This is a genomic window from Streptomyces sp. NPDC102270 (genome assembly GCF_044766405.1).
GTDB lineage: Bacteria > Actinomycetota > Actinomycetes > Streptomycetales > Streptomycetaceae > Streptomyces.
The window spans coordinates 148349-170849 of record NZ_JBIWLX010000024.1 but is presented as its reverse complement, the minus strand read 5'-3'; the positions used below and the strand labels follow the sequence as shown (position 1 = coordinate 170849).

The 22501-nt window shown below is 71.0% G+C and carries 22 protein-coding genes; 19 read left to right on the top strand and 3 right to left on the bottom strand.

The genetic code is table 11. The annotated features are described in order from the left end of the window. The first annotated feature begins 35 nt into the window (after nucleotides 1-35). From ACIRP7_RS39555 to ACIRP7_RS39465, 19 genes are all read left to right on the top strand, one after another. A complete protein-coding gene (locus tag ACIRP7_RS39555) occupies nucleotides 36-2129 on the top strand; it encodes an amino acid adenylation domain-containing protein (RefSeq protein ID WP_403669941.1) in 2094 nt (697 codons plus the stop codon). Between the two features lie 13 nt (nucleotides 2130-2142). Next, a complete protein-coding gene (locus tag ACIRP7_RS39550; RefSeq protein ID WP_403669938.1) occupies nucleotides 2143-3129 on the top strand; it encodes a TauD/TfdA family dioxygenase in 987 nt (328 codons plus the stop codon). Then, on the top strand, nucleotides 3126-4157 hold the full coding sequence (sbnB, locus tag ACIRP7_RS39545; RefSeq protein WP_403669935.1) for a 2,3-diaminopropionate biosynthesis protein SbnB: 1032 nt from the start codon (nucleotides 3126-3128) through the stop codon (nucleotides 4155-4157). Before ACIRP7_RS39550 ends, sbnB begins: the two co-directional genes overlap by 4 nt. A 43-nt stretch (nucleotides 4158-4200) precedes the next feature. Then, on the top strand, nucleotides 4201-5184 hold the full coding sequence (gene sbnA, locus ACIRP7_RS39540) for a 2,3-diaminopropionate biosynthesis protein SbnA (protein WP_403669932.1): 984 nt from the start codon (nucleotides 4201-4203) through the stop codon (nucleotides 5182-5184). A 470-nt stretch (nucleotides 5185-5654) separates the two neighbouring features. Continuing rightward, a complete protein-coding gene (locus ACIRP7_RS39535) occupies nucleotides 5655-7289 on the top strand; it encodes an acyl-CoA dehydrogenase family protein (RefSeq protein ID WP_403669930.1) in 1635 nt (544 codons plus the stop codon). Between the two features lie 235 nt (nucleotides 7290-7524). Next, the gene (locus ACIRP7_RS39530; RefSeq protein WP_403669927.1) at nucleotides 7525-8838 is read left to right on the top strand and encodes a GAF domain-containing protein; all 1314 of its coding nucleotides are present in this window, start codon (nucleotides 7525-7527) and stop codon (nucleotides 8836-8838) included. Between the two features lie 151 nt (nucleotides 8839-8989). Further along, nucleotides 8990-10285: a hypothetical protein gene (locus ACIRP7_RS39525; protein WP_403669925.1), complete on the top strand. Its 1296-nt coding sequence runs from the start codon at nucleotides 8990-8992 to the stop codon at nucleotides 10283-10285. Between the two features lie 17 nt (nucleotides 10286-10302). Then, nucleotides 10303-10875, top strand: coding sequence for a GNAT family N-acetyltransferase (locus ACIRP7_RS39520; protein WP_403669922.1), 573 nt, complete (start codon nucleotides 10303-10305; stop codon nucleotides 10873-10875). 127 nt (nucleotides 10876-11002) lie between these two features. Next, on the top strand, nucleotides 11003-11086 hold the full coding sequence (locus ACIRP7_RS39515; protein ID WP_349817346.1) for a putative leader peptide: 84 nt from the start codon (nucleotides 11003-11005) through the stop codon (nucleotides 11084-11086). 125 nt (nucleotides 11087-11211) lie between these two features. Beyond that, nucleotides 11212-12909 (top strand): nitrite/sulfite reductase, encoded by a 1698-nt coding sequence (locus ACIRP7_RS39510; RefSeq protein ID WP_403669919.1) that lies wholly within the window; start codon nucleotides 11212-11214, stop codon nucleotides 12907-12909. 31 nt (nucleotides 12910-12940) lie between these two features. Beyond that, complete coding sequence (locus ACIRP7_RS39505; protein ID WP_403669917.1) at nucleotides 12941-13120, top strand: hypothetical protein; 180 nt, start codon at nucleotides 12941-12943, stop codon at nucleotides 13118-13120. Then, a complete protein-coding gene (locus ACIRP7_RS39500; RefSeq protein WP_403669914.1) occupies nucleotides 13117-13827 on the top strand; it encodes a phosphoadenylyl-sulfate reductase in 711 nt (236 codons plus the stop codon). Before ACIRP7_RS39505 ends, ACIRP7_RS39500 begins: the two co-directional genes overlap by 4 nt. Beyond that, nucleotides 13824-14387, top strand: a complete 564-nt coding sequence (cysC, locus tag ACIRP7_RS39495; RefSeq protein ID WP_403669911.1) for an adenylyl-sulfate kinase — start codon at nucleotides 13824-13826, stop codon at nucleotides 14385-14387. Before ACIRP7_RS39500 ends, cysC begins: the two co-directional genes overlap by 4 nt. Next, entirely contained in the window at nucleotides 14384-15331 is a 948-nt protein-coding gene (gene cysD / locus ACIRP7_RS39490) for a sulfate adenylyltransferase subunit CysD (RefSeq protein WP_403669909.1), read from the top strand. The genes cysC and cysD overlap by 4 nt, the downstream gene beginning before the upstream one ends. 2 nt (nucleotides 15332-15333) lie before the next feature. Next, nucleotides 15334-16668, top strand: coding sequence for a sulfate adenylyltransferase subunit 1 (locus ACIRP7_RS39485; protein ID WP_403669906.1), 1335 nt, complete (start codon nucleotides 15334-15336; stop codon nucleotides 16666-16668). Between the two features lie 221 nt (nucleotides 16669-16889). Further along, on the top strand, nucleotides 16890-17993 hold the full coding sequence (locus ACIRP7_RS39480; protein WP_403669903.1) for an ABC transporter substrate-binding protein: 1104 nt from the start codon (nucleotides 16890-16892) through the stop codon (nucleotides 17991-17993). A gap of 36 nt (nucleotides 17994-18029) precedes the next feature. Continuing rightward, nucleotides 18030-18815, top strand: a complete 786-nt coding sequence (locus ACIRP7_RS39475) for an ABC transporter ATP-binding protein (RefSeq protein ID WP_403669900.1) — start codon at nucleotides 18030-18032, stop codon at nucleotides 18813-18815. Continuing rightward, the gene (locus ACIRP7_RS39470) at nucleotides 18802-19680 is read left to right on the top strand and encodes an ABC transporter permease (RefSeq protein WP_355936335.1); all 879 of its coding nucleotides are present in this window, start codon (nucleotides 18802-18804) and stop codon (nucleotides 19678-19680) included. The genes ACIRP7_RS39475 and ACIRP7_RS39470 overlap by 14 nt, the downstream gene beginning before the upstream one ends. 4 nt (nucleotides 19681-19684) lie before the next feature. Continuing rightward, complete coding sequence (locus ACIRP7_RS39465) at nucleotides 19685-20425, top strand: sirohydrochlorin chelatase (protein ID WP_403669897.1); 741 nt, start codon at nucleotides 19685-19687, stop codon at nucleotides 20423-20425. A gap of 3 nt (nucleotides 20426-20428) precedes the next feature. On the opposite strand, the gene ACIRP7_RS39460 is transcribed toward ACIRP7_RS39465, so the two are convergent. From ACIRP7_RS39460 to ACIRP7_RS39450, 3 genes are read right to left on the bottom strand one after another with little or no spacing between them, the layout of a single operon-like run. Beyond that, the gene (locus tag ACIRP7_RS39460; RefSeq protein WP_403669895.1) at nucleotides 20429-21448 is read right to left on the bottom strand and encodes a ketopantoate reductase family protein; all 1020 of its coding nucleotides are present in this window, start codon (nucleotides 21446-21448) and stop codon (nucleotides 20429-20431) included. 46 nt (nucleotides 21449-21494) lie between these two features. After that, nucleotides 21495-21860, bottom strand: coding sequence for a DUF4440 domain-containing protein (locus ACIRP7_RS39455; RefSeq protein WP_403669892.1), 366 nt, complete (start codon nucleotides 21858-21860; stop codon nucleotides 21495-21497). Next, nucleotides 21853-22401, bottom strand: a complete 549-nt coding sequence (locus tag ACIRP7_RS39450) for a DUF1697 domain-containing protein (protein ID WP_403669889.1) — start codon at nucleotides 22399-22401, stop codon at nucleotides 21853-21855. Before ACIRP7_RS39450 ends, ACIRP7_RS39455 begins: the two co-directional genes overlap by 8 nt. Nucleotides 22402-22501 lie beyond the last annotated feature (100 nt).

The window sequence follows — 22501 nt, the reverse complement described above, 5'->3', positions numbered from 1 at the left end:
TGCCTGAACGAAGAGAAATCAGGGGGACGAAAGTCATGGAAACAGCTCCGCACCCGACGCCCGGTCCGATATCGGATCTCACGGAGTACGCGGTCCGGTTGCCCGAGGGCACACCGACCGATCCCGCCGCTCTGCTCGCGGCCCGCACCAGGGTGCTGGCCGCCCTCTCGGGCGAGGCGGAGGGCACGGTCGACGACGACCTGCGCGTCACCGTCACCGTCACCGACGGCGCACTGCGGCTGCGCTACCGCACCGGCACCCTGGACGCCGACGCGGCGGCCCGTATCGCCGGTTACCACCTCACCGCGCTCGCCGACCCGGACCGCGGGAGCCTGCTGTCCGAGGACGAACTCCGCTTCCAGCTGGAGGAGTTGGCGGGGCCGGTGCGTCAACTCCCGGACCGGCGGGTGCACGAGCTGTTCGAGGAGCGGGTCCAGAAGCACCCGGACGCCGTGGCCGCCGTACAGGGCGAGCGGCGGTGGACGTACGCCGAACTCAACTCCCGCGCCAACCAGGTCGGTCGGGCCCTGCTGGCCCGCGGCCTTGAGGCCGAGGACGTCGTCGCCGTCGTCATGGAACGGAACCTGGACTGGATGGCTGCCGTGCTGGGCGTCCTCAAGGCAGGTGGGGTGTATCTGCCGATCGAGCCGCACTTCCCGGCCGAGCGGGTCGCGAGGACGCTGTCCCGGGCGGGCTGCGCGTTCGTCGTCACCGAGGACGGCAGCACCGGATCACTGCCCGGTACGGCCGCCGAGACACTCTTCGTGGACGCCGTGTACGCCGAGGGCCACGCGGGCGACGATCTCGGAATCCCGGTCCCGGCGGGCCGGCTGGCCTACATCTACTTCACGTCCGGCTCCACCGGTGAGCCCAAGGGCGCGATGTGCGAGCACGCGGGTTTCCTCAACCATGTGCTCGCCAAGGTCGAGGACCTGGGGATCGGCGAGGACGACGTGGTCGCGCAGACCGCGCCGCAGTGCTTCGACATCTCCCTGTGGCAGCTGCTCGCCGGGCCGGTCGTCGGCGGGCGGACGCTGATCGTCGGGCAGGACACGATCCTGGACGTGTCGCGGTTCGTGGACACGGTGGTGCGGGGGCGGGTCAACGTGCTCCAGGTCGTGCCGTCGTATCTGGAGGCGGTGCTCGCGGAGTTGGGGCAGCGGCCGCGCGAACTGGCCGACCTGCGCTGTGTGTCGGTGACCGGCGAGGCGGTGAAGCGGGAGCTGGTGCAGCGCTGGTTCGCCACCGCGCCCGGCATCCGCCTGGCCAACGCATACGGTCTGACCGAGACCTCCGACGACACCAACCACGAGGTCATGGACCGGGTCCCGGACGGTGACCGGGTGCCCCTCGGGCGGCCGGTGCGCAATGTGCGCGTGTACGTCGTCGACGAGGACCTGGTGCCCGTGCCGCTGGGCGCACCGGGCGAGATCGTCTTCTCCGGGGTGTGCGTGGGGCGCGGGTACGTCAACGACCCCGAGCGCACCGCGGCCGCCTTCCTGGAGGACCCGTACCGGGCCGGCGAGCGTCTCTACCGCAGCGGTGACGTGGGGCGCTGGCGGGCCGACGGCAAGCTGGAGTTCCTCGGCCGCCGGGACACCCAGGTCAAGATCCGCGGGTTCCGCGTCGAGATCGGCGAGATCGAGAACGCGCTGCTGCGGGTGGAAGGGGTGCGCGACGGGGCCGTCGTGGTCGTGCGGGGCACCCAGCTCGCCGCGTTCTGCGCCGGGCCCGAGCCGGTGGCCGCGGACACGGTACGGGAAAGGCTGGCCGTGTCGCTGCCGTCGTACATGGTCCCCGCCGTCGTGCACTGGCGTCGGCGGCTGCCGCTGACCGCCAACGGCAAGACCGACCGCCGGGCGCTCACCGCGCTCGCCGAGGGCCTCGACGCCGGTGCGGCGGGCAGGCCCGTGACGGACGGTGAACGGCGGCTGGCGGACGCCTGGGCCGAGGTGCTCGGCGTGCCCGCCGACCGGATCGGCCGCCTCGACCACTTCTTCGACCGCGGCGGCAGCTCACTGTCCGCCGTGCGTCTAGCGATCGCCCTGGACCGGGCGGTCACCCTCCAGGACGTCGTCCGCCATCCGGTCCTCGCGGACCTGGCGGGCCTGCTCGACCGGCAGCACTGAAAGGAATCCCGAGATGTCCTCCACGAATCTCCTTCCGAACCTGGACCTGGAACCGGACAGTCCGCCGATCCTGCGCACCAAGGCCGTTGACGATCCGGCGAGTTGGGCCGCCGAGCACCATGACGCGCTGCGTGCCCTCGTCCTTGCACACGGTGGTGTCCTGGTGCGCGGCCTGGGCCTTTCGGACCCCGCGACCACCGAGGCCGTCTTCCGGCGGCTGACCAGCGGTCTGATGCCCGACCGCGAGCCCTTCGCGCCGCGGCGCAGCTACGGGGACGGCGTGTACTCGACGACCAAGTGGCCGCCGAACCAGCAGATGTGCATGCACCACGAGGTCAGTTACGGCCTGGAGTTCCCGGGGCTGCTCCTGTTCGCCTGCCTGGAGGCTCCCGCGACCGGGGGCGCGACCGCGCTCGCCGACGCGTCGGCGGTGCTGCGGGCCCTGCCCCGCGAGCTGGTCTCCCGCTTCGAACGGGAGGGCTGGCTGCTGACCCGGGCGTACCACGAGGAGATCGGCGCGTCGGTCGAGGAGGCCTTCGGCACGGCCGACCGTGCCGCCGTCGAGCGCTACTGCCGCCGGCACGCCATCGAGTTCGCCTGGCAGAACGACGGCTCCCTGCACACGCGGCAGCGGCGCGGCGCGGTGCTCAGACACCCGGCCGGCGGCCTGCCCTGCTGGTTCAACCAGATCGCCTTCCTCAACGAGTGGACCATGGAGCCCGAAGTGCACGAATACCTGGTGGACATGTACGGCGCCGACGGGCTGCCCTTCAACACCCGCTTCGGCGACGGGAGTCCGATCGACGCGGACGTGGTCCGCACGATCAACGAGGTGTACGACGCCCACACGGTGCGCGAGCCCTGGCAGGACGGTGACCTCCTGCTCGTCGACAACATCCGTACAGCGCACAGCCGCGAGCCCTTCGAAGGGCCGCGCGAGGTGCTGGCCGCGCTCGGCGACCCGGTGCTGCGCGCCGACGGCGAGGTGAGTGGCGTATGAGCACCGTCGCCGCCCCGTCCTTCGCGCTGGTCACCGGCGCACAGGTACAACAGACCCTGCACGGGAGGGAACGGGAGATCGCGGACCTCGTCGAGGCCGTGTACCGGCTGCACGGTGCGGGCGACTCGGTGAACCCGCCGTCGTACTTCCTGCGATTCCCCGACCGCCCGTCGTCCCGGATCATCGCGCTGCCCGCCTCGCTGGGCGGACCGCTGCGGGTGGACGGCCTGAAGTGGGTCTCCAGCTTCCCGGAGAACGTCAGGTCCGGGCTGCCGCGCGCGTCGGCGGTGCTGATCCTCAACGATCCGGCGACCGGCTATCCGTTCGCCTGCCTGGAGAGCTCGGTCATCAGCGCCACGCGCACCGCGTCGTCGGCGGCGCTGGCGGCCGGGAAGCTCAGTGCGGGCAGGGTCCGCCCGACCCGGGTCGGGTTCATCGGCACCGGGTTGATCGCCCGCTACCTCCACACCCATCTCACCGCCACCGGCTGGGAGTTCTTGGAGACGGGCGTGCACGACCTGTCGGCCGAGAGCGCCGCCGGGTTCCGCGGCTATCTGGAGCGGTCCGGTGCGCCGGGGAAGGTGACGGTGCACGACTCGGCCGAGTCCCTGATCCGCTCCAGCGACCTGGTCGTCTTCGCGACCGTGGCCGGCGAGCCGCACGTCCACGATCCGTCGTGGTTCGGCCATCACCCCCTGGTCCTGCACGTGTCCCTGCGCGACCTCGCCCCGGAGATCCTGCTCGCGTCCGCGAACTTCGTCGACGACGTGGAGCACTGCCTCAAGGCCGAGACCTCCCCGCATCTGGCCGAACGGCTCACGGGGAGCAGGGACTTCATCGACGGCACGCTGGACGACGTGCTGACCGGACGGGTGACCGTCCCGACGGACCGGACGGTGGTGTTCTCCCCCTTCGGCCTGGGGGTGCTGGACCTCGCCGTCGGCCGGTTCGTCCACGACGAACTGGCCCGGCGCGGCGAACTGCACGTCGTCGACGGGTTCTTCAACGAGCTGCGCCGGTACGGCTGACCGGCCCCTCGGCCATGGAAAGAGTGCATGAGGAGGGGGCGTCATGCCCGTCATATCCGATCCTTCGGAGTTCAACGAGTCAGACCTCTACGTCGATCTGCGGGCCGCGCTGGAGCTTCCGCTGTTCCTGAAGTGCGAGGGCTTCAACTTCGCCGGGTCCATCAAGCTGAAGGCGGCCCGCGAGATGGTGAACGCCGCCGAGCGCGACGGCACCCTGCGGCCGGGGTCGGTTCTGGTCGAGTCGTCGTCGGGGAACCTGGGGGTGGCCCTGAGCATGATCGCCGCGAGCCGGGGCTACCGGTTCCTGTGCGTGACCGACTCACGGTGCAACGCGGCGACGGTCCGGCTGATGGAGTCACTCGGCACCCGGGTGCACGTGGTCAGGGAGCCGGACCTGCACGACGGCTACCTGGGCGCGCGGCTCGCGTACGTGCGGGCGCTGTGCACCTCGGACGAGCGGTACGTGTGGCTCAACCAGTACAGCAACCAGGGGAACTGGCGGGCGCACTACCGCACCACGGCGCCGGAGATCGCGCGGCGCTTCCCGGACCTGGACGTCCTGTTCGTCGGGGCCGGCACCACCGGGACCCTGATGGGCTGCGCCCGCTGGTTCTGGCAGTGGCGGCGGCCGGTGCGGATCGTCGCCGTCGACAGCGTCGGCTCCATCACGTTCGGCGGGCCGCCCGGCGTCCGGATGATCCCGGGGCTGGGCACGAGCGTGCCGCCGCAGCTGCTCGACAAGTCGTACATCGACGACGTGGTGCTGGTCGAGGAACCGGACACCCTCCAGGTCTGCCGTCGGCTGGCCGCCCGGGGTTTCCTGTTCGGCGGCTCCACCGGGACGGTCGTCGGCGGCGCCCACCAGTGGCTGTCCGCGCACGGCTGCCGCGGCCTCACCGCGGTGGCGATCGCCCCGGACCTCGGCGAGCGCTACCTCGACACCGTGTACCGCCCGGGCTGGCCCCACGGCCTCCCCGAGACGGACCCGGTCCACGAGACGGCGGAGGTGCTGGCCCACCTGGCCTGAGCACCGGGCACCTGACCGCGGCCGCACCACTCGCCCTGCGGGGCGGGTGGTGCGGTGCCGTCGGGCGCGGTGTCGGGCCGGCACCACCGCACACGCGGGCACCACGCGCCGTCTCCGCGATCACCCTGCCCCGCGCCGTGGCCCTGAGTTGACCGGCACCGTGCCCCGGGGCGTGGTCGTGCGACCTGGGACACCGGGTACGGCGTCAGGTGCGGGGCCCCTGCTCCACCAGAGGATGGTTCAGGGCCTCCCCGTCGCCTCTGGCCGTACCGACATGGCCAGGTCGTGAGGGCTGTGTCGATCAGCGGCCGCCGGCCGCGGGAGGCCTCCCGGGCTCGGACCGCGCACTGGATGCGTGTCGCCGCCCCGGGGTCGAGTACGCCGGGGACCAGCTCGCCCAAGACCCTTCGGGGCGCGCGGCTGAAGGGACTCACTCCCGCTCAGTCCACAGGAACGGTACGTTCGCAGGCATGGCAGGCACCACGCACACCGTGACCAATCAGCCCCCGCCTCTGATCGGCTACGACGTCTACAGCGCCGACCGCGCTCTTAAGGAGGCCGTCGAACGGCACCTCGACCCCGCCCTGCTCGACGAGGTGCACGGTGAGCTCGCCGCGCTCGGCCGGGCCTGCGGCTCGGCGCAGGTGCAGGAGTGGGGTCTGCAGGCCAACGAGAACCCGCCCCGGCTGCGCACCCACGACCGCTACGGCCACCGCATCGACGAGGTCGAGTTCCATCCGGCCTGGCACCGGGTGCTCGGTAAGGGCGTCTCCGCGGGCCTGACCGCCGCCTGGGCCCGCCCCGCGGGACATGTACGGCGCGCGGCGGCCTTCCTCCTGTGGACGCAGGTCGACGCGGGCAACTGCTGCCCCCTGTCGATGACCCACGCCGCGGTGCCCGCCCTGCGCACCGACCCGGACCTGGCCGCCGAGTGGGAGCCGCGTCTGACGTCCATGGTCTACGACCGCGAGCTGCGCCCCGCCCACCTCAAGGCGGGGGCGCTGTTCGGGATGGGGATGACGGAGAAGCAGGGCGGCAGCGACGTCCGGGCGAACACGACGTCCGCCCGGGCCCTGCCCGACGGCGAGACCTACGAGCTCACCGGCCACAAGTGGTTCTGCTCGGCCCCCATGTCGGACGGCTTCCTGGTCCTCGCCCAGGCCCCGGGCGGACTCACGTGCTTCCTCGTCCCCCGTGTCCTGGAGGACGGCACCCGCAACCCGTTTCTCCTCCAGCGCCTCAAGGACAAGCTCGGCAACCGCTCCAATGCCTCCGCCGAGGTCGAGTTCGACCGCACCCGGGCCCGCCGCGTCGGCGACGAGGGGCGCGGGGTCCGCACCATCATCGAGATGGTCGCGGCGACCCGGCTCGACTGTGTCCTCGGCTCAGCGGGCCTGATGCGCCAGGCCGTCGCCCAGGCGATCCACCACTGCACCCACCGCGAGGCCTTCGGCGGCAAGCTCGTCGACAAGCCGCTGATGCGCAACGTGCTCGCCGACCTCGCCCTGGAGTCCGAGGCGGCGACCACCCTCGCCCTGCGCCTGGCGGCCGCCTACGACAAGGGCGACGAGCAGGAACGGGCCTTCCTGCGGATCGCCGTACCGGCGGCCAAGTACTGGGTCACCAAGCGCTGCGCCCCGCTGACGGTGGAGGCCGCCGAATGCCTGGGCGGCAACGGCTACGTGGAGGAGTCGGGCCTGCCTCGCCTGGTTCGCGAGTCACCGCTCAACTCCGTCTGGGAGGGCGCGGGCAACATCCAGGCCCTGGACGTCCTGAGGGTCCTCCAGCGGGAACCCCAGGCCCTGAACGCCTACCTGCTGGAGATCGGCGAGACCCGCGGCGCCGACCACCGCCTGGACGCGGCGACGAAGAACCTCTTCACCGAACTGGCCGATCTGGAGGGCATCGAGGGCCGCGCCCGCCACCTGACGGAACGGCTCGCGCTCGTCCTGCAGGGCTCCCTGCTCGTCCGTCACGCCCCCGCGGAGGTGGCGGACGCCTTCTGCGCGGCCCGCCTGGGCGGCGACGGCGGCACGGCCTTCGGCACCTTGCCCACGACCCTGGACCTCGCGTCCGTGGTGGACCGGGCCCGGCCCGTGGAGTGAGCTTCCCCGGTCGCGGACCGGAGTGAGAACGGGGGTGGTGCTGCGCCGACACGGCACCACCCCCGTTGACGGCCCTCGGAGGCCGAAACACGCCGCTGCGAGACGGCGTGTTCGCCCAAGTTTCAATCAAGCCGGAGCCCACTGCCAGGGTTGCAGGGGGTTGCAACTTCCTGGTGACTGTGGCCGGACTGTGTTCCTCCCCGAGCCACGACCGGCACTATGAGACGGTCAGTCAATGGACCCGGGACCGGGAGGACCAGTGCCGCTCTCGCCGACGCACGTGACCCACCTAGCGGCCGTGGACACCGCACGTGCGGCCCGGGTTCTGAAGGACATCCGCTCCGCCACCCTGTCCGGCCGGCGCACGCCCCTCGCACCGCGCCCCGTGATCGAGGAGTCCTGGAGCCGTATGCTGCGCGGCGGCGTCGACCCGGACCACGACTTCCGGTCAGGTCTGCTGCCCCCCGAGGAGGTGCAGCGGCGCCGGGAGAGCACGCAGCTCAGGCACGTCCTGCCGGAACTCAGGGAGGGACTGCTGTCGGTCGCGGACATCGCCCACCACATCATGGTGGTCGCCGACGAGGACGGCCGCGTGCTGTGGCGGGAGGGCAGCTCCCCCGTGCTGCGCAAGGCCGACGGCACCGGCTTCGAACTCGGCGCCGACTGGCGGGAGAACGTCGTCGGCACGAACGGCATCGGCACCCCGGTGGTGGTGCGCCGCCCCGTCCAGGTCTTCGCCTCCGAGCACTTCGTGCGCTCACAGACCTCCTGGACCTGCACCGGCGCCCCCGTCAAGGACCCGCGCGACGGCCGGCTGATCGGCGTGGTGGACGTCAGCGGCCCCCTGGACACCATGCACCCGGCGACGCTCGCCTGGGTCGACTCGGTGGCCAAGCTCGCCGAGTCGCGGTTGCGCGAGATGCATCTGGCCTCGCTGGAGCAACTGCGGGCCGTGGCGGCGCCGGTGCTCGCCCGGCTCACCGGCCGGGCCCTGGTGGTGGACCGGGACGGCTGGACGGCGGCGGTGACCGGAATGCCGTATCCGAACCGGATCGCGCTGCCCAAGTCGCCATCGCCGGGCCGTCGATGGCTGCCGGCGCTCGGTCTGTGCACCCTGGAACCGCTGGCGGGCGGCTGGTTGGTCCGCGCCGGCGACGAGCCGGAGCCGCAGGGCACCACCCGGATCGTGCTGGACCTCGCGCATCCGCGCCGCTGGACGGTGACGGTGTCGGGCGGCGCGGGCACGTGGAGTCACGAACTGAGTCCCCGGCACGCCGAGTTGCTCTATCTGCTGGCCCTGCACCCCTCGGGCCGCAGCGCGGCGGGTCTGGCCAAGGACATGTTCGGCGAACCGGGCCGTACGGTGACCGTGCGTGCGGAGATGTCCCGGGTACGGCGCTATCTCGGGGCGTTCCTGGAACACCGGCCGTATCGTTTCTGCGAAGACGCCGAGGTCGAGGTGGTGCTGCCGGGCAACCCGGGCGACCTGCTGCCGCACTCGACGGCCCCGGCCGTACTCGGGGCCAGGGCCGGTGCCGAGACCGAGTGAAAACCCTCGATCTGGGCGGATCTTCCGCATAATTGCACGGTCTTCGCCCCAGCGGTGCCGCACTGCCGTAGCATCCTCTACGGGCCACCCCACCTGCTCCTCGGTCAACGTACGGATCACCAGGCGCAGTTGGCCCGCCTCGGGAGGACGTATGAAGCAACGTGGCAGACACCGCAGGCGCAAGCGGGGCCAAGCGGTCCGCGCGTTCCTGGCCGGCACCGCCCTCGCTCTGACCGCCGCCGCCACCATGATCAGCGCCTCACAGGCCACGGTCGCGGCCAATCCCGGAACACTGAAGCCGCTCACCTCGACCGCCGAGACCACCCCGCTGCGCCTCAAGGAGTCCCAGGTCCCGAAGAGCGCCCTGGACCGGCTCTCCTCCGAGATGGGGCGTCCGGTCGGCGTCTCCGCCGTCCTCGCCTCCGCCGACCGCACCCTGCGCGACGCGATCGACTGCACGGCCGGTGAGCGCACGGCGCTGCCCGTGGAGCCGGCCGCGACCGCCGCGTACTGCTGGGACGCCGCCGACACCCGCTCCTGGCGGGCCGGGGCGGTCACCACCTCCGGGGACGCCGACGACGACGGCCTGTGGGGCCCCAACCGCGTGATCCTGTCCGCGTGGAGCCGCACCGGCACCGCCGCGGACGACGGGGGCCTGGCCCGGGTCGCCTTCGTCGACGCCAACGACCTGGGCCGGCTCACCTACTCCTGGGTCCTCCTCGCCGTCCCCGTCGACGACGGACATGACTTCCGCGGACTCGTCTCACAGGTCTCCGGCATGGTCTGGTACCAGAACAAGCTGCTGGTCACCGCGAGCGGCGACGGCGGCGACGCGCTGTACGTCTACGACATGGACCGCGTCCAGCGCGCCACCGTCGACAGCAGCGCGGTCGGCAGGGTCCGCGGCGGCTGGTCGGCGCACGGCGCCCAGTGGGTCCTGCCCGCCGTAGGCTCCTACCGCCTGACCGACGCGGCGGGCGCCACCCGCCCCGACTACCTCTCCCTCGACCGCAGCACCGCACCGGACAGCCTGGTCGCCGGCGAGTGGGTCTCCGGGGACGACGACAGGGACGCCCGCGTGTGGCGCTACGACTTCAGCGGCGACCCCCGCCGCTCCGGCCTCCTGGCCATCGGCAGCGGCGGCTACGCGCGCGTGGCCGATGCCTACGTCACCAAGGCCGCCGGTTCCGGCCCCGTCCTGTCGTACGACTCCCAGTGGTATCTGGGCCGGGCGGCCGGGACGGACGGCGACCACGGCACCCTCTGGCGCCAGAACGCCTCGACCCCCGCGAAGGCCACCCGCTGCGGCACGGACGAGACCCGCAACTGCTGGAGCGGAGAGTCGGAGTCGCTGTCGTACTGGGAACAGACGGGCGATGTGTGGTCCCAGTCCGGTCGGATGCTGTTCGCGCTGCCGCTGGCCTCGATCGACAGATCTCTGGGATAGATGATTCCCTGACGGTCATGCCGAACATCCCCGTGACCACCTGGTCCCTGGAACAGACCGCCCCGACCGACCTCCTCCCGGCCGAACCTCCGGAGGGCGACGTCCGCATCAGCCGCGCGGAGGTCCCCTCCCCCGAGTTCAGCCGCTTCCTCTACGCGTCGGTGGGTGGCGACATCCGCTGGACCGACCGGCTCTCCTGGACGTACGCGCGGTGGCGGGAGCACCTGGAGCGGCCGGGCGTGGAGACCTGGGTGGCCTACGACCGCGGCACGCCCGCCGGCTATGTCGAGCTGGAGTCCCAGGACGACGGTGTCGTGGAGATCGCCTACTTCGGCCTGATCCCCGCCTTCCGCGGCCGCCGGATCGGCGGCCACCTCCTCTCCTACGGCACCGCCCGCGCCTGGGACCTCGCGGACCGCTGGCCGGGGCTGACCGACACCAAGCGGGTCTGGCTGCACACCTGCTCCAAGGACGGCGAGCACGCGATGGCCAACTACCAGCGCCGTGGCTTCCAGCTTTTCGACACCAAGGTGGAGGAGGAGGCGGAGGTGCCCGCCCCCGGCCCCTGGCCCGGCGCCTACCCGGCCTGACCTGCGGGAACAAGAGTCCCCGCGATCTTTGTGACCAACAACACCCTCGTCTCGCCTTTCGAGACAAGGATGTCCACATGATGGATAAAGCTGGACTGTGTCCAGATCGCCGTGACACGCTTCCGTCATGTCTGGAACTGGAATTGCCTTGGTGAGTCGGCGGCACGTCGATCTCGGCCGCATGTCCAGCGCCATCTGTCCGGTGCGCTGACGAGCCGCAGCGTCACCCGGCACATCCTCTCGTTCTCCTCCCCGCGCAATGACGCGCAGGTACACCCATGCGCCCGTACGCGCAGGTAAGAGCCGCTTCCCGCCTGTCCCGAAGGACGTACAACGATGGCCGCCACCCCGCAGAACCCTGCCGCCGCAGCGCCCCGCCGCAAGGTGAGCCGTCACCGCGGTGAGGGTCAGTGGGCCGCGGGGCACCACACCCCGCTGAACGGCAACGAGCAGTTCAAGAAGGACGACGACGGTCTCAATGTGCGGACACGCATTGAGACGATCTACTCGAAGCGCGGCTTCGACTCGATCGACCCCAACGACCTGCGCGGCCGGATGCGCTGGTGGGGCCTCTACACCCAGCGCAAGCCCGGGATCGACGGCGGCAAGACCGCGATCCTGGAGCCGGAGGAGCTGGACGACAAGTACTTCATGCTGCGGGTGCGGATCGACGGCGGACGCCTCACCACCCAGCAGCTGCGGGTGATCGGTGAGATCTCCGAGGAGTTCGCGCGCGGCAGCGCGGACGTCACCGACCGGCAGAACATCCAGCTGCACTGGATCCGCATCGAGGACGTCCCGGAGATCTGGAACCGCCTGGAGGCGGTCGGCCTGTCCACCACCGAGGCCTGCGGTGACACCCCGCGCGTGATCATCGGCTCGCCGGTCGCCGGCATCGCCGAGGACGAGATCATCGACGGCTCCTGGGCGATCGACGAGATCCACGAGCGGTACATCGGCAGCAAGGAGTTCTCCAACCTGCCGCGCAAGTTCAAGACGGCGATCTCCGGCTCCCCGCTCCTCGACGTGGTCCACGAGATCAACGACATCGCCTTCGTCGGCGTCGAGCACCCCGAGCACGGCCCCGGCTTCGACCTGTGGGTCGGCGGCGGCCTGTCCACCAACCCGAAGCTCGGCGTCCGGCTGGGCGCCTGGGTTCCGCTGGCCGAGGTGCCCGAGGTGTGGGCCGGTGTGGTCGGCATCTTCCGCGACTGGGGCTACCGGCGCCTGCGCACCCGGGCCCGTCTGAAGTTCCTCGTGGCCGACTGGGGCCCGGAGAAGTTCCGCCAGGTCCTGGAGGACGACTACCTGGAGCGCAAGCTGGTCGACGGCCCGGCGCCCGCCGAGCCCTCGGGCCGCTGGCGCGACCACGTCGGCGTGCACCGCCAGAAGGACGGCCTGTTCTACGTCGGTTTCGCCCCGCGCGTCGGCCGTATCGACGGCACCACGCTGACGAAGATCGCCGAGACCGCGGAGGCACACGGCTCGGGCCGGGTACGGACCACCGTCGAGCAGAAGATGATCATCCTCGATGTCGAGGAGGCGCAGGTCCAGCCGCTGGTCGAGGCCCTGGAGGCGCTGGACCTCACCGCGAAGCCCTCCCCGTTCCGGCGCGGCACCATGGCCTGCACCGGCATCGAGTACTGCAAGCTCGCCATCGTCGAGACCAAGCAACGCGGTTCCTCGCTCATCGACGAACTGGAGCGCCGGATCCCGGAGTTCGACGAGCCGCTCACCATCAACCTCAACGGCTGCCCGAACGCCTGCGCCCGTATCCAGGTGGCGGACATCGGTCTCAAGGGCCAGCTGGTCCTCAACGACCGCGGCGAGCAGGTCGAGGGCTACCAGGTGCATCTGGGCGGCGCCCTCGGCCTGGAGGCCGCCTTCGGCCGCAAGGTGCGTGGCCTGAAGGTCACCGCCGAGGAACTGCCCGACTACGTCGAGCGGGTCCTGAAGCGGTTCCAGGCCGAGCGCGAGGAGGGCGAGCGCTTCGCCGCCTGGGCCTCGCGTGCCAGCGAGGAGGCACTGTCGTGAGCGTCAGCGAACGACAGCGAAAGGAGGGGCCGTGAGTGAGCGGGCCGCCCCCTTCTACTGCCCCTACTGCGGCGACGAGGACCTCCGTCCGAGCGAGGAGTCTCACGGCGCCTGGGAATGCGGGGCCTGCAACCGCGCATTCCAGTTGAAGTTCCTCGGGCTGCTCGCCCGGGGCCTTCGACACACCGACGCAGGGGGAGATCAGATATGACCGCGATTCAGGAAGAGCGCACGACCGACGACCTCAAGGCCCTCGCCGAGCAGGCGGGCCGGGACCTGGAGGACGCCTCCGCGCTGGAGATCCTCCAGTGGGCGGTCGACACCTTCGGCAAGCGTTTCTGCGTCACCTCCTCGATGGAGGACGCGGTGGTCGCCCACCTCGCGTCCCGCGCGAGGAAGGGAGTGGACGTCGTCTTCCTCGACACCGGCTACCACTTCGAGGAGACCATCGGCACCCGGGACGCGGTCGACGCCGTGATGGACGTGAACGTCATCACGCTGTCGCCGACGCGGACGGTCGCCGAGCAGGACGCCGAGTTCGGCCCGAAGCTGCACGACCGCGACCCCGACCTGTGCTGCAGGATGCGCAAGGTCGAGCCGCTGGAGCGGGGTCTGAAGGACTACCTGGCCTGGGCGACCGGGCTGCGCCGCGACGAGTCGCCGACCCGGGCGAACACCCCGGTGGTCGGCTGGGACGAGAAGCGGCAGAAGGTCAAGATCTCCCCGATCGCCCGCTGGACCCAGGACGACGTGGACGCGTACGTCAGCGAGCACGGCGTCCTGACCAACCCCCTGCTGATGGACGGCTACGCGTCCGTCGGCTGCGCCCCCTGCACCCGCCGTGTCCTGGAGGGCGAGGACGCGCGCGCCGGCCGCTGGGCGGGACGTTCCAAGACCGAGTGCGGGCTGCACGGATGACGACATCTACCAAGGAGTTGCACGTGACGACCGGAGCCACCGTCTGGCTCACAGGTCTGCCGAGTGCCGGCAAGACCACCATCGCGTACGAGCTGGCGGGCCGGCTGCGCGAGGAGGGCCACCTCGTCGAGGTGCTCGACGGCGACGAGATCCGCGAGTTCATCTCCGCGGGTCTCGGCTTCAGCCGCGAGGACCGGCACACCAACGTGCAGCGCATCGGCTTCCTCGCCGAACTCCTCGCCCGCAACGGCGTCAAGGCGCTGGTCCCGGTCATCGCGCCCTACACCGACAGCCGTGAGGCGGTGCGCAAGCGCCACCAGGAGAGCGGTGCCGCGTACCTGGAGATCCATGTGGCGACTCCGGTCGAGGTGTGCTCCGTACGCGATGTGAAGGGCCTGTACGCCAAGCAGGCCGCGGGTGAGCTGTCCGGGCTGACCGGGGTCGACGACCCCTACGAGGAGCCCGAGTCGCCCGATCTGCGGATCGAGTCGCAGAACCAGACCGTCCAGGAGTCCGCGGCCGCGGTCCACGCGCTGCTCACCGAGAGGGGACTGGCATGACGACGACCGTCGCGGCGGTGAAGGGTGGCGGAGACGGTACGCAGGCTCCGTACACCCTGTCCCACCTGGACGCCCTCGAGTCCGAGGCCGTGCACATCTTCCGTGAGGTGGCGGGCGAGTTCGAGCGGCCGGTGATCCTGTTCTCCGGCGGCAAGGACTCCATCGTCATGCTGCACCTGGCGCTGAAGGCATTCGCCCCCGCGGCGATCCCGTTCTCGCTGCTGCACGTGGACACGGGCCACAACTTCCCCGAGGTGCTCGAGTACCGCGACCGTGTGGTCGCCGCCCATGGGCTGCGTCTCCATGTGGCCTCGGTACAGGACTACATCGACCGCGGTGTGCTCAAGGAGCGTCCGGACGGGACCCGCAACCCGCTCCAGACCCTGCCGCTCACCGAGAAGATCCAGGCGGAGAAGTTCGACGCGGTCTTCGGCGGTGGCCGCCGGGACGAGGAGAAGGCCCGCGCCAAGGAGCGGGTGTTCTCGCTGCGCGACGAGTTCTCGCAGTGGGACCCGCGCCGCCAGCGCCCCGAGCTGTGGAACCTGTACAACGGCCGGCACGCCCCCGGCGAGCACGTCCGGGTCTTCCCGCTGTCCAACTGGACCGAGCTGGACGTCTGGCAGTACATCGCCCGCGAGAAGATCGAACTGCCGGAGATCTACTTCGCCCACGAGCGTGAGGTCTTCTCGCGCAGCGGCATGTGGCTGACGGCCGGCGAGTGGGGCGGGCCCAAGGACGGCGAGACCGTCGAGAAGCGTCTCGTGCGCTACCGGACCGTCGGTGACATGTCCTGCACGGGTGCCGTCGACTCCGACGCCGACAGCATCGAGAAGGTCATCACGGAGATCGCGGCCTCCCGGCTCACCGAGCGCGGCGCCACCCGCGCCGACGACAAGATGTCCGAGGCCGCGATGGAAGACCGCAAGCGCGAGGGGTACTTCTAGACATGAGCACGACCATTTCCGAGGTGCTCTCGGAGTCCACCCTGCTGCGGTTCGCGACCGCGGGTTCCGTCGACGACGGCAAGTCCACCCTCGTCGGCCGGCTGCTGCACGACTCCAAGTCGGTCCTCACCGACCAGTTGGAGGCCGTGGAGCGCGTCTCGGCCTCGCGCGGCCAGGACGCCCCGGACCTCGCGCTGCTGACGGACGGTCTGCGCGCCGAGCGCGAGCAGGGCATCACCATCGACGTGGCCTACCGCTACTTCGCCACGCCCAGGCGCCGGTTCATCCTCGCCGACACCCCCGGCCATGTGCAGTACACCCGCAACATGGTGACGGGTGCCTCCACGGCCGAGCTGACGGTGATCCTGATCGACGCCCGCAACGGGGTCGTGGAGCAGACCCGCCGGCACGCGGCCCTCGCCGCGCTGCTGCGGGTGCCGCACGTGGTGCTCGCGGTCAACAAGATGGACCTCGTCGACTACGCCGAGCCCGTCTTCGCCGCGATCGCCGAGGAGTTCACGGCGTACGCGACCGAGCTGGGCGTCCCGGACGTGACCGCGATCCCGATCTCGGCGCTCGCCGGCGACAACGTGGTGGAACCGTCCGCGAACATGGACTGGTACGGCGGCCCGACGGTCCTGGAGCACCTGGAGACGGTCCCGGTCGCCCATGACCTGAGCCACTGCCACGCCCGCCTTCCCGTGCAGTACGTGATCCGGCCGCAGACCGCCGAGCACCCCGACTACCGGGGCTACGCCGGTCAGATCGCCGCCGGTTCGTTCCACGTGGGCGAGCAGATCACCGTGCTGCCCTCGGGCCGCTCCACGAAGATCGCCGGCATCGACCTGCTCGGCGAGCCGGTCGACGTGGCCTGGACGACCCAGTCGGTGACGATCCTCCTGGAGGACGACATCGACATCTCGCGCGGCGACCTGCTGGTGCCCAGCAAGGACGCCCCGCCGACCACCCAGGACATCGAGGCGACCGTCTGCCATGTCGCCGACGCCCCGCTGACCGTCGGCCACCGGGTGCTGCTCAAGCACGGCACCCGCACGGTCAAGGCGATCGTCAAGGACATCCCGTCCCGGCTCACGCTCGACGACCTGTCCCTGCACCCGCATCCGGGACAGCTCATCGCCAACGACATCGGCCGGGTGAAGATCCGTACCGCCGAGCCGCTGCCCGTCGACTCCTACTCGGACTCGCGGCGCACCGGTTCGTTCATCCTCATCGACCCGAACGACGGCACCACCCTCACCGCGGGCATGGTCGGCGAGTCGTTCGCGTCCCCCGAGCCCGTCAAGGACGAGTCCGAGGACGACGGGTGGGACTTCTGACATGAACTCCACCGACTACTACTCCACGTTCGCGAAGGAGGGCGGCCGCGTAGGCAGCGGCGCGCTCGGCAGCGGGCAGGGCGGAGTGGCGCGATGTGTGCGCTGACGTACGCGCACCGCTTGCGCGCCCCGTCCCCCCACAGCCGTAGACGCAACCTGCCAACCTCCCGGCCACGACCTGAAAGACCGTGACCGCCGGGCCTCCGAGAGGAACACCTCCCGTGCCTGCTACATCCGCTCTTCGCCGCTCCCTCGCGGTCATCGCCGCGCTCCCGCTGCTCACCCTCGCCGCTTGCGGCTACGGCTCGGACTCCAAGGACACCGACACCGCCAAGGTCGCCGCCGGGGCGAAGAAGATCGACGGTCTCGGCTCCGTCAAGATCGGCTACTTCGGCAACCTGACCCACGGCACCGCGCTCGTCGGGGTGAACAAGGGCTTCTTCCAGAAGGAGCTCGGGGCCACCAAGGCCTCGTACGCGACCTTCAACGCCGGACCTTCCGAGATCGAGGCGCTCAACTCCAAGTCGATCGACATCGGCTGGATCGGCCCCTCCCCGTCGATCAACGGCTACGTCAAGTCGGGCGGCAAGAGCCTGAAGATCATCGGCGGTTCGGCCTCCGGCGGTGTGAAGCTGGTCGTCAACCCGGACAAGATCAAGTCCCTCAAGGACGTCAAGGGCAAGAAGATCGCCACCCCGCAGCTCGGCAACACGCAGGACGTGGCGTTCCTCAACTGGATCGCCGACCAGGGCTGGAAGGTCGACGCGCAGAGCGGCAAGGGTGACGTCACCGTCGTCCGCACCGACAACAAGATCACGCCGGACGCCTACAAGTCCGGTTCCATCGACGGCGCCTGGGTGCCGGAGCCGACCGCGTCGAAGCTGGTCGCCGAGGGCGGCAAGGTGCTGCTCGACGAGGCGTCGCTGTGGCCGGACAAGAAGTTCGTGATCACGAACATCATCGTGCGCCAGGACTTCCTCAAGGAGCACCCGAAGGCGGTCGAGGCCGTCCTGAAGGCGTCGGTGGAGGCCAACAAGTGGATCAACGCCAACCCTGACGCGGCGAAGGCGGCGGCGAACAAGCAGCTGGAGGCGGACTCCGGCAAGGCGCTCAAGCCCGCGGTCCTGGACCCGGCCTGGAAGTCGATCCAGTTCACCAACGACCCGCTGGCCGCCACCCTCAACACCGAGGCGGAGCACGCGGTCAAGGCCGGTCTGCTGAAGAAGCCCGACCTGAACGGGATCTACGACCTCACCATCCTCAACAAGGTCCTCAAGGCCGACGGCGAGTCCACGGTCGACGCCGCCGGTCTCGGCACCAGCTGAGTCCGGTCCCCGAAGAGTTCCCAGGAGGTGACGACCATGGCCACGACCACGACGCTCGCCAAGGCCGACGAGTCCGTCGAGTACGCCGCACGCCTTGAGCACGTCTCGAAGTCCTTCGCGGGACCGGGTGGACAGCAGCTCGTCCTGGACGACGTCAGCATCGATGTCGCGCCGGGCGAGTTCGTCACCCTCCTGGGGGCCTCGGGCTGCGGGAAGTCCACGCTGCTGAACCTGGTGGCCGGGCTCGACGGCCCGACCGCCGGGTCCATCACGACCGACGGCCGACCCGCCCTGATGTTCCAGGAGCACGCCCTCTTCCCGTGGCTGACCGCGGGCAAGAACATCGAACTCGCCCTGAAGCTCAGGGGAGTTGCCAAGCCCGAGCGGCGCGACAAGGCCGAGGAGCTGCTCGCACTGGTCCGGCTGAACGGCGCGTACGGCAAGCGCGTGCACGAGCTGTCGGGCGGTATGCGCCAGCGTGTGGCACTGGCCCGCGCGCTCGGGCAGGAGAGCAATCTGCTGCTGATGGACGAGCCGTTCGCGGCCCTCGACGCCATCACGCGGGACGTGCTGCACGACGAGATCACCCGGATCTGGACGGAGACCGGGATCTCCGTCCTGTTCGTCACGCACAACGTGCGCGAGGCGGTACGGCTCGCGCAGCGCGTGATCCTGCTGTCCTCCCGCCCCGGCCGGATCGCGCGCGAGTGGACGGTCGACATCCCGCAGCCGCGCCGCATCGAGGACGCGCCCGTGGCCGAACTGGCCCGTGAGATCACCGAAGAACTGCGTGGGGAGATCCGCCGTCATGGCCAGCACTGACACGACACCGGCCCAGGACGCCGGCAGCGTAGAGGCGGGCCTCGACGCACTGGAGACCCAGGCCACCGGCCGCCCGACCCTCCGGCAGACCCTCGTCAACAAGATCCTGCCGCCGGTCATCGCGCTCGCGGTGGTCCTCGCGGTCTGGACGCTCCTCTACCCGGTCGTCGACGACCCGTCCAAGCTGCCGTCGCCGGCGGCCGTGGGCTCCACGTTCAAGGACGCCTGGCTCGCGGGCGATCTGCTCGGCTACATCTGGACCAGCGTCTCGCGCGGTCTGCTGGGCTTCTTCTTCGCCCTGCTCATCGGCACCCCGCTGGGCCTGATCGTGGCCCGGGTGAAGTTCATCCGCGCGGCCATCGGCCCGATCCTGTCCGGTCTCCAGTCGCTGCCCTCGGTGGCGTGGGTGCCGCCGGCCGTGATCTGGCTGGGCCTGAACAACTCCATGATGTACGCGGTGATCCTGCTCGGCGCGGTCCCCTCCATCGCCAACGGCCTGGTGTCCGGCGTCGACCAGGTGCCGCCGCTGTTCCTGCGGGCCGGCCGCACGATGGGTGCGACGGGCATCAAGGGCATCTGGCACATCACGCTGCCCGCCGCGCTGCCCGGCTATGTGGCGGGCCTCAAGCAGGGCTGGGCGTTCTCCTGGCGCTCGCTGATGGCCGCGGAGATCATCGCCCAGTTCCCCGACCTGGGCGTGGGCCTCGGTCAGTTGCTGGAGAACGGCCGCACCAACAGCGACATGGCCATGGTGTTCGAGGCGATCCTGCTCATCCTGTTCGTCGGCATCGCGATCGACCTGCTGATCTTCAGCCCGCTGGAGCGGTGGGTGCTGCGCAGCCGCGGTCTGCTGGTGAAGAGCTGAGTCCATGAAGCCCGTTCTCCTGGTCATCGCCCACGGCAGCCGCGACGCGCGGCACGCCGCGACGGTGCACGCTCTCGTCCGCCGGGTGCGCTCGCTGCGCCCGGACGTACGGGTGGAGACGGGCTTCCTGGACTTCAACATTCCTTCCGTGCAGGGGGCGTTGGAGTCCCTGGCGGCGGAGGGCGTCCGTGACGTCGTAGCGCTGCCGCTGCTGTTGACGCGGGCGTTCCATGCGAAGGCGGACATCCCCGCGGTCCTCAGGGACGCGCCGCCGCAACTGCGCATCCGGCAGGCGGAGGTGCTGGGCCCGTCGCCGCTGCTCCTGTCGGCGCTCGAACGGCGGCTCTACGAGGCGGGGTTGACGCCCGCCGACAAGTCCGCGACCGGGGTCGTACTGGCCTCGGCGGGGTCCACCGACCCGGAGGCGATCGCAGTGATCGCTGACATCGCGCGGGAGTGGCGGCACACCGGTTGGTGCGCCGTGCGGCCTGCGTTCGCCTCCGCGGCCCTGCCCCGCACCGAGGACGCGGTGCGGGAACTGCGGGCCCTGGGCTGCGCGAAGGTGGCCGTGGCGCCGTACGTCCTCGCCCCGGGGTTCCTGCCCGACCGGATCGCGCGGGGCGCGGCCGAGGCGGACGTCCTGGCCGGGGTGCTGGGGCCGGCGCCGGAGGTGGCGCGGGTGCTGTTGCGGCGGTACGACGCGGCGGCAGCGCGGGGGCTGCTGCGGCTGACGGTGAGCGCGTAGGCGTTACTCCTCGGCAGCCGCCACCGCCTCGTGGGCCAGCCGTGCCAACTCCCCCACCGGCAGCGACCCGGCTGCCCTGCGCTCGCGGGCGAAGGTGTTGGCCAGGCCTTGGAGAAGTTCGTTCAGCGGCGTCGGGACGCCGTGCAGGCGGCCCAGGAGGACGATCTCACCGTTGAGGTAGTCGGCCTCGATGGTGCCGGTGGCGCGGGCGAGGGACTGCCAGGAGGAGCCGCCGACCGGGACGCCGTCGAGCGGGACGGCGGTGACCTTGTCGCCGCGGGTCGTCCGCTGTTCCTCGACGCTCGCGTACGGGATCCCGGCCGCGTCGAGCACCGCCTCGCCCTCGGCACGGACCCGACGCCGCAGGGACCTGCTGTCCGCTCCGCCGTCGTCGGGGCCGCTCAGGGCCATCAGGGCGTTGCCGAGGTTGGTCAGCAGCTTGGCGTACTGCCAACGCGTCACGTCCGCCACGACCGGCGCCTCGAACCTGGACTTCTCCAGGTCGGCGGCGATCCGGTGCAGGATCTCGTCGGTGCCGTGCGGGTAACGGCCGAGGTGCAGCATCCCGGTGAGCGGGGCGCAGGCGGCGCTGACGACGCCGGGTTCCACGAAGGTCGCCGGCAGCCAGACGCAGACGCCGTAGACGTGCCGGAAGCGGCGCAGGGCCATGCGCTGCCCCTCCACGCCGTTCTGCGCGCACAGCAGCGGCAGCCGCTCGGCCGCCGTGCCACCGCCCTGGACCGGGGCCGGGCCCCAGACGCCCAGGGCGCCTTCCGTGTCCTGGGTCTTCACGGCGAGGACGAGCACGTCGTCGGCGCGCAGGGCACCCAGCGGGGCCGGTCCGTCCACGACCTGGAGCCGGTGGGTGAACTCGCCGTCCGGCACTCTCAGCCGCAGTCCGCCGTCCCTGAGTGCCGCGAGGTGCGCGCCCCGCGCGACCAGCACGACCTCGTGCCCGGCCCCCGCGAGCCGCCCCCCGACGGCCCCGCCGACCGCACCTGCCCCGATGATGATGTAGCGCATGGCAGGAGCCTCGCACAGGGGTGTCGGCCGCTGTGCGTCCAGCCGGTCATCCCGCGAACGGCGTGGCCTGGTGGAAGTACAGCAGCCATCCGCTCGGCGTGCGCCGCCACAGCGAACTGCGGTGCGCCCGGCTGCCGTTGTGCTCCGTTTCGAAGGTGAGGTGAACGACGTCGGGCGCGAGCCGGACCCCCTTCATCCCGAACGCCGCGATCGGCCCGGCCTCCTGATCCGAGGCCCCGGCCAGGGCGGCGATGATCGACGCTCGGTCCCAGTGCCGCCCTGAGGCGCCGAACTCGTGGAACTCGGGGTGCAGCAGCGCGCCCACCAGCTCGGGCGAGGCGCGCACCTCGGGGTCGAGGAGCCGCAACTCGCCCTGGACCGCGGCCTCCACGGCGGGATCGCGGTCAGGCACCCGTCATCTCCACCAGCTTGACGACCGTGTTCCAGTTGCGGCTGGTGGCGATCACGCCCTTGTTCAGCCGCGGCCTGGACAGCTGCTCGGCGAGCTTGGAGCGGCCCAGACCGTTCGGGGCGTAGAGGTACAGGGCGCGGTCGCCGAGGCGGAACTCCTCGGGGAGGTAGGCGGCCTGGTCGATCTCCGCGAAGCGGCCGGCGTCGACGGGGGCGGAGAAGTAGGTGACGTGGAGCTGTCTGCCCTCCAGTTCGGCGGCCGGGAAAGGGCAGTTGTCGGCGATCGCCTTCAGGTAGGCGTGGTCACGGACGATCACGTCGACCGTGAAGCCGAACCGCTTCTCGATCGCGTCCGTGAGGTCGGCGGCCAGGGAGTCCTCGTCGCCGTGGTCGGCGGTGAACACGGCCTGCCCGCTCTGGAGGTAGCTGCGCACCCCGCCGTGTCCGAGGTCTTGCATCAGCGTGCGCAGGTCGGCCATGGGGACCTTCCTGCTCCCGCCGACGTTGATTCCGCGCAGCAGCGCCGCGTACGTGGTCGTCATGCGCCCACCCTAGGACGGCGCTCGCGCGGACCCCGATCACCGCCCCGCACACGGTCCTTTAGATGTAAGGGTCACGGTCCTCCCCGGTACGGAGGGCGCG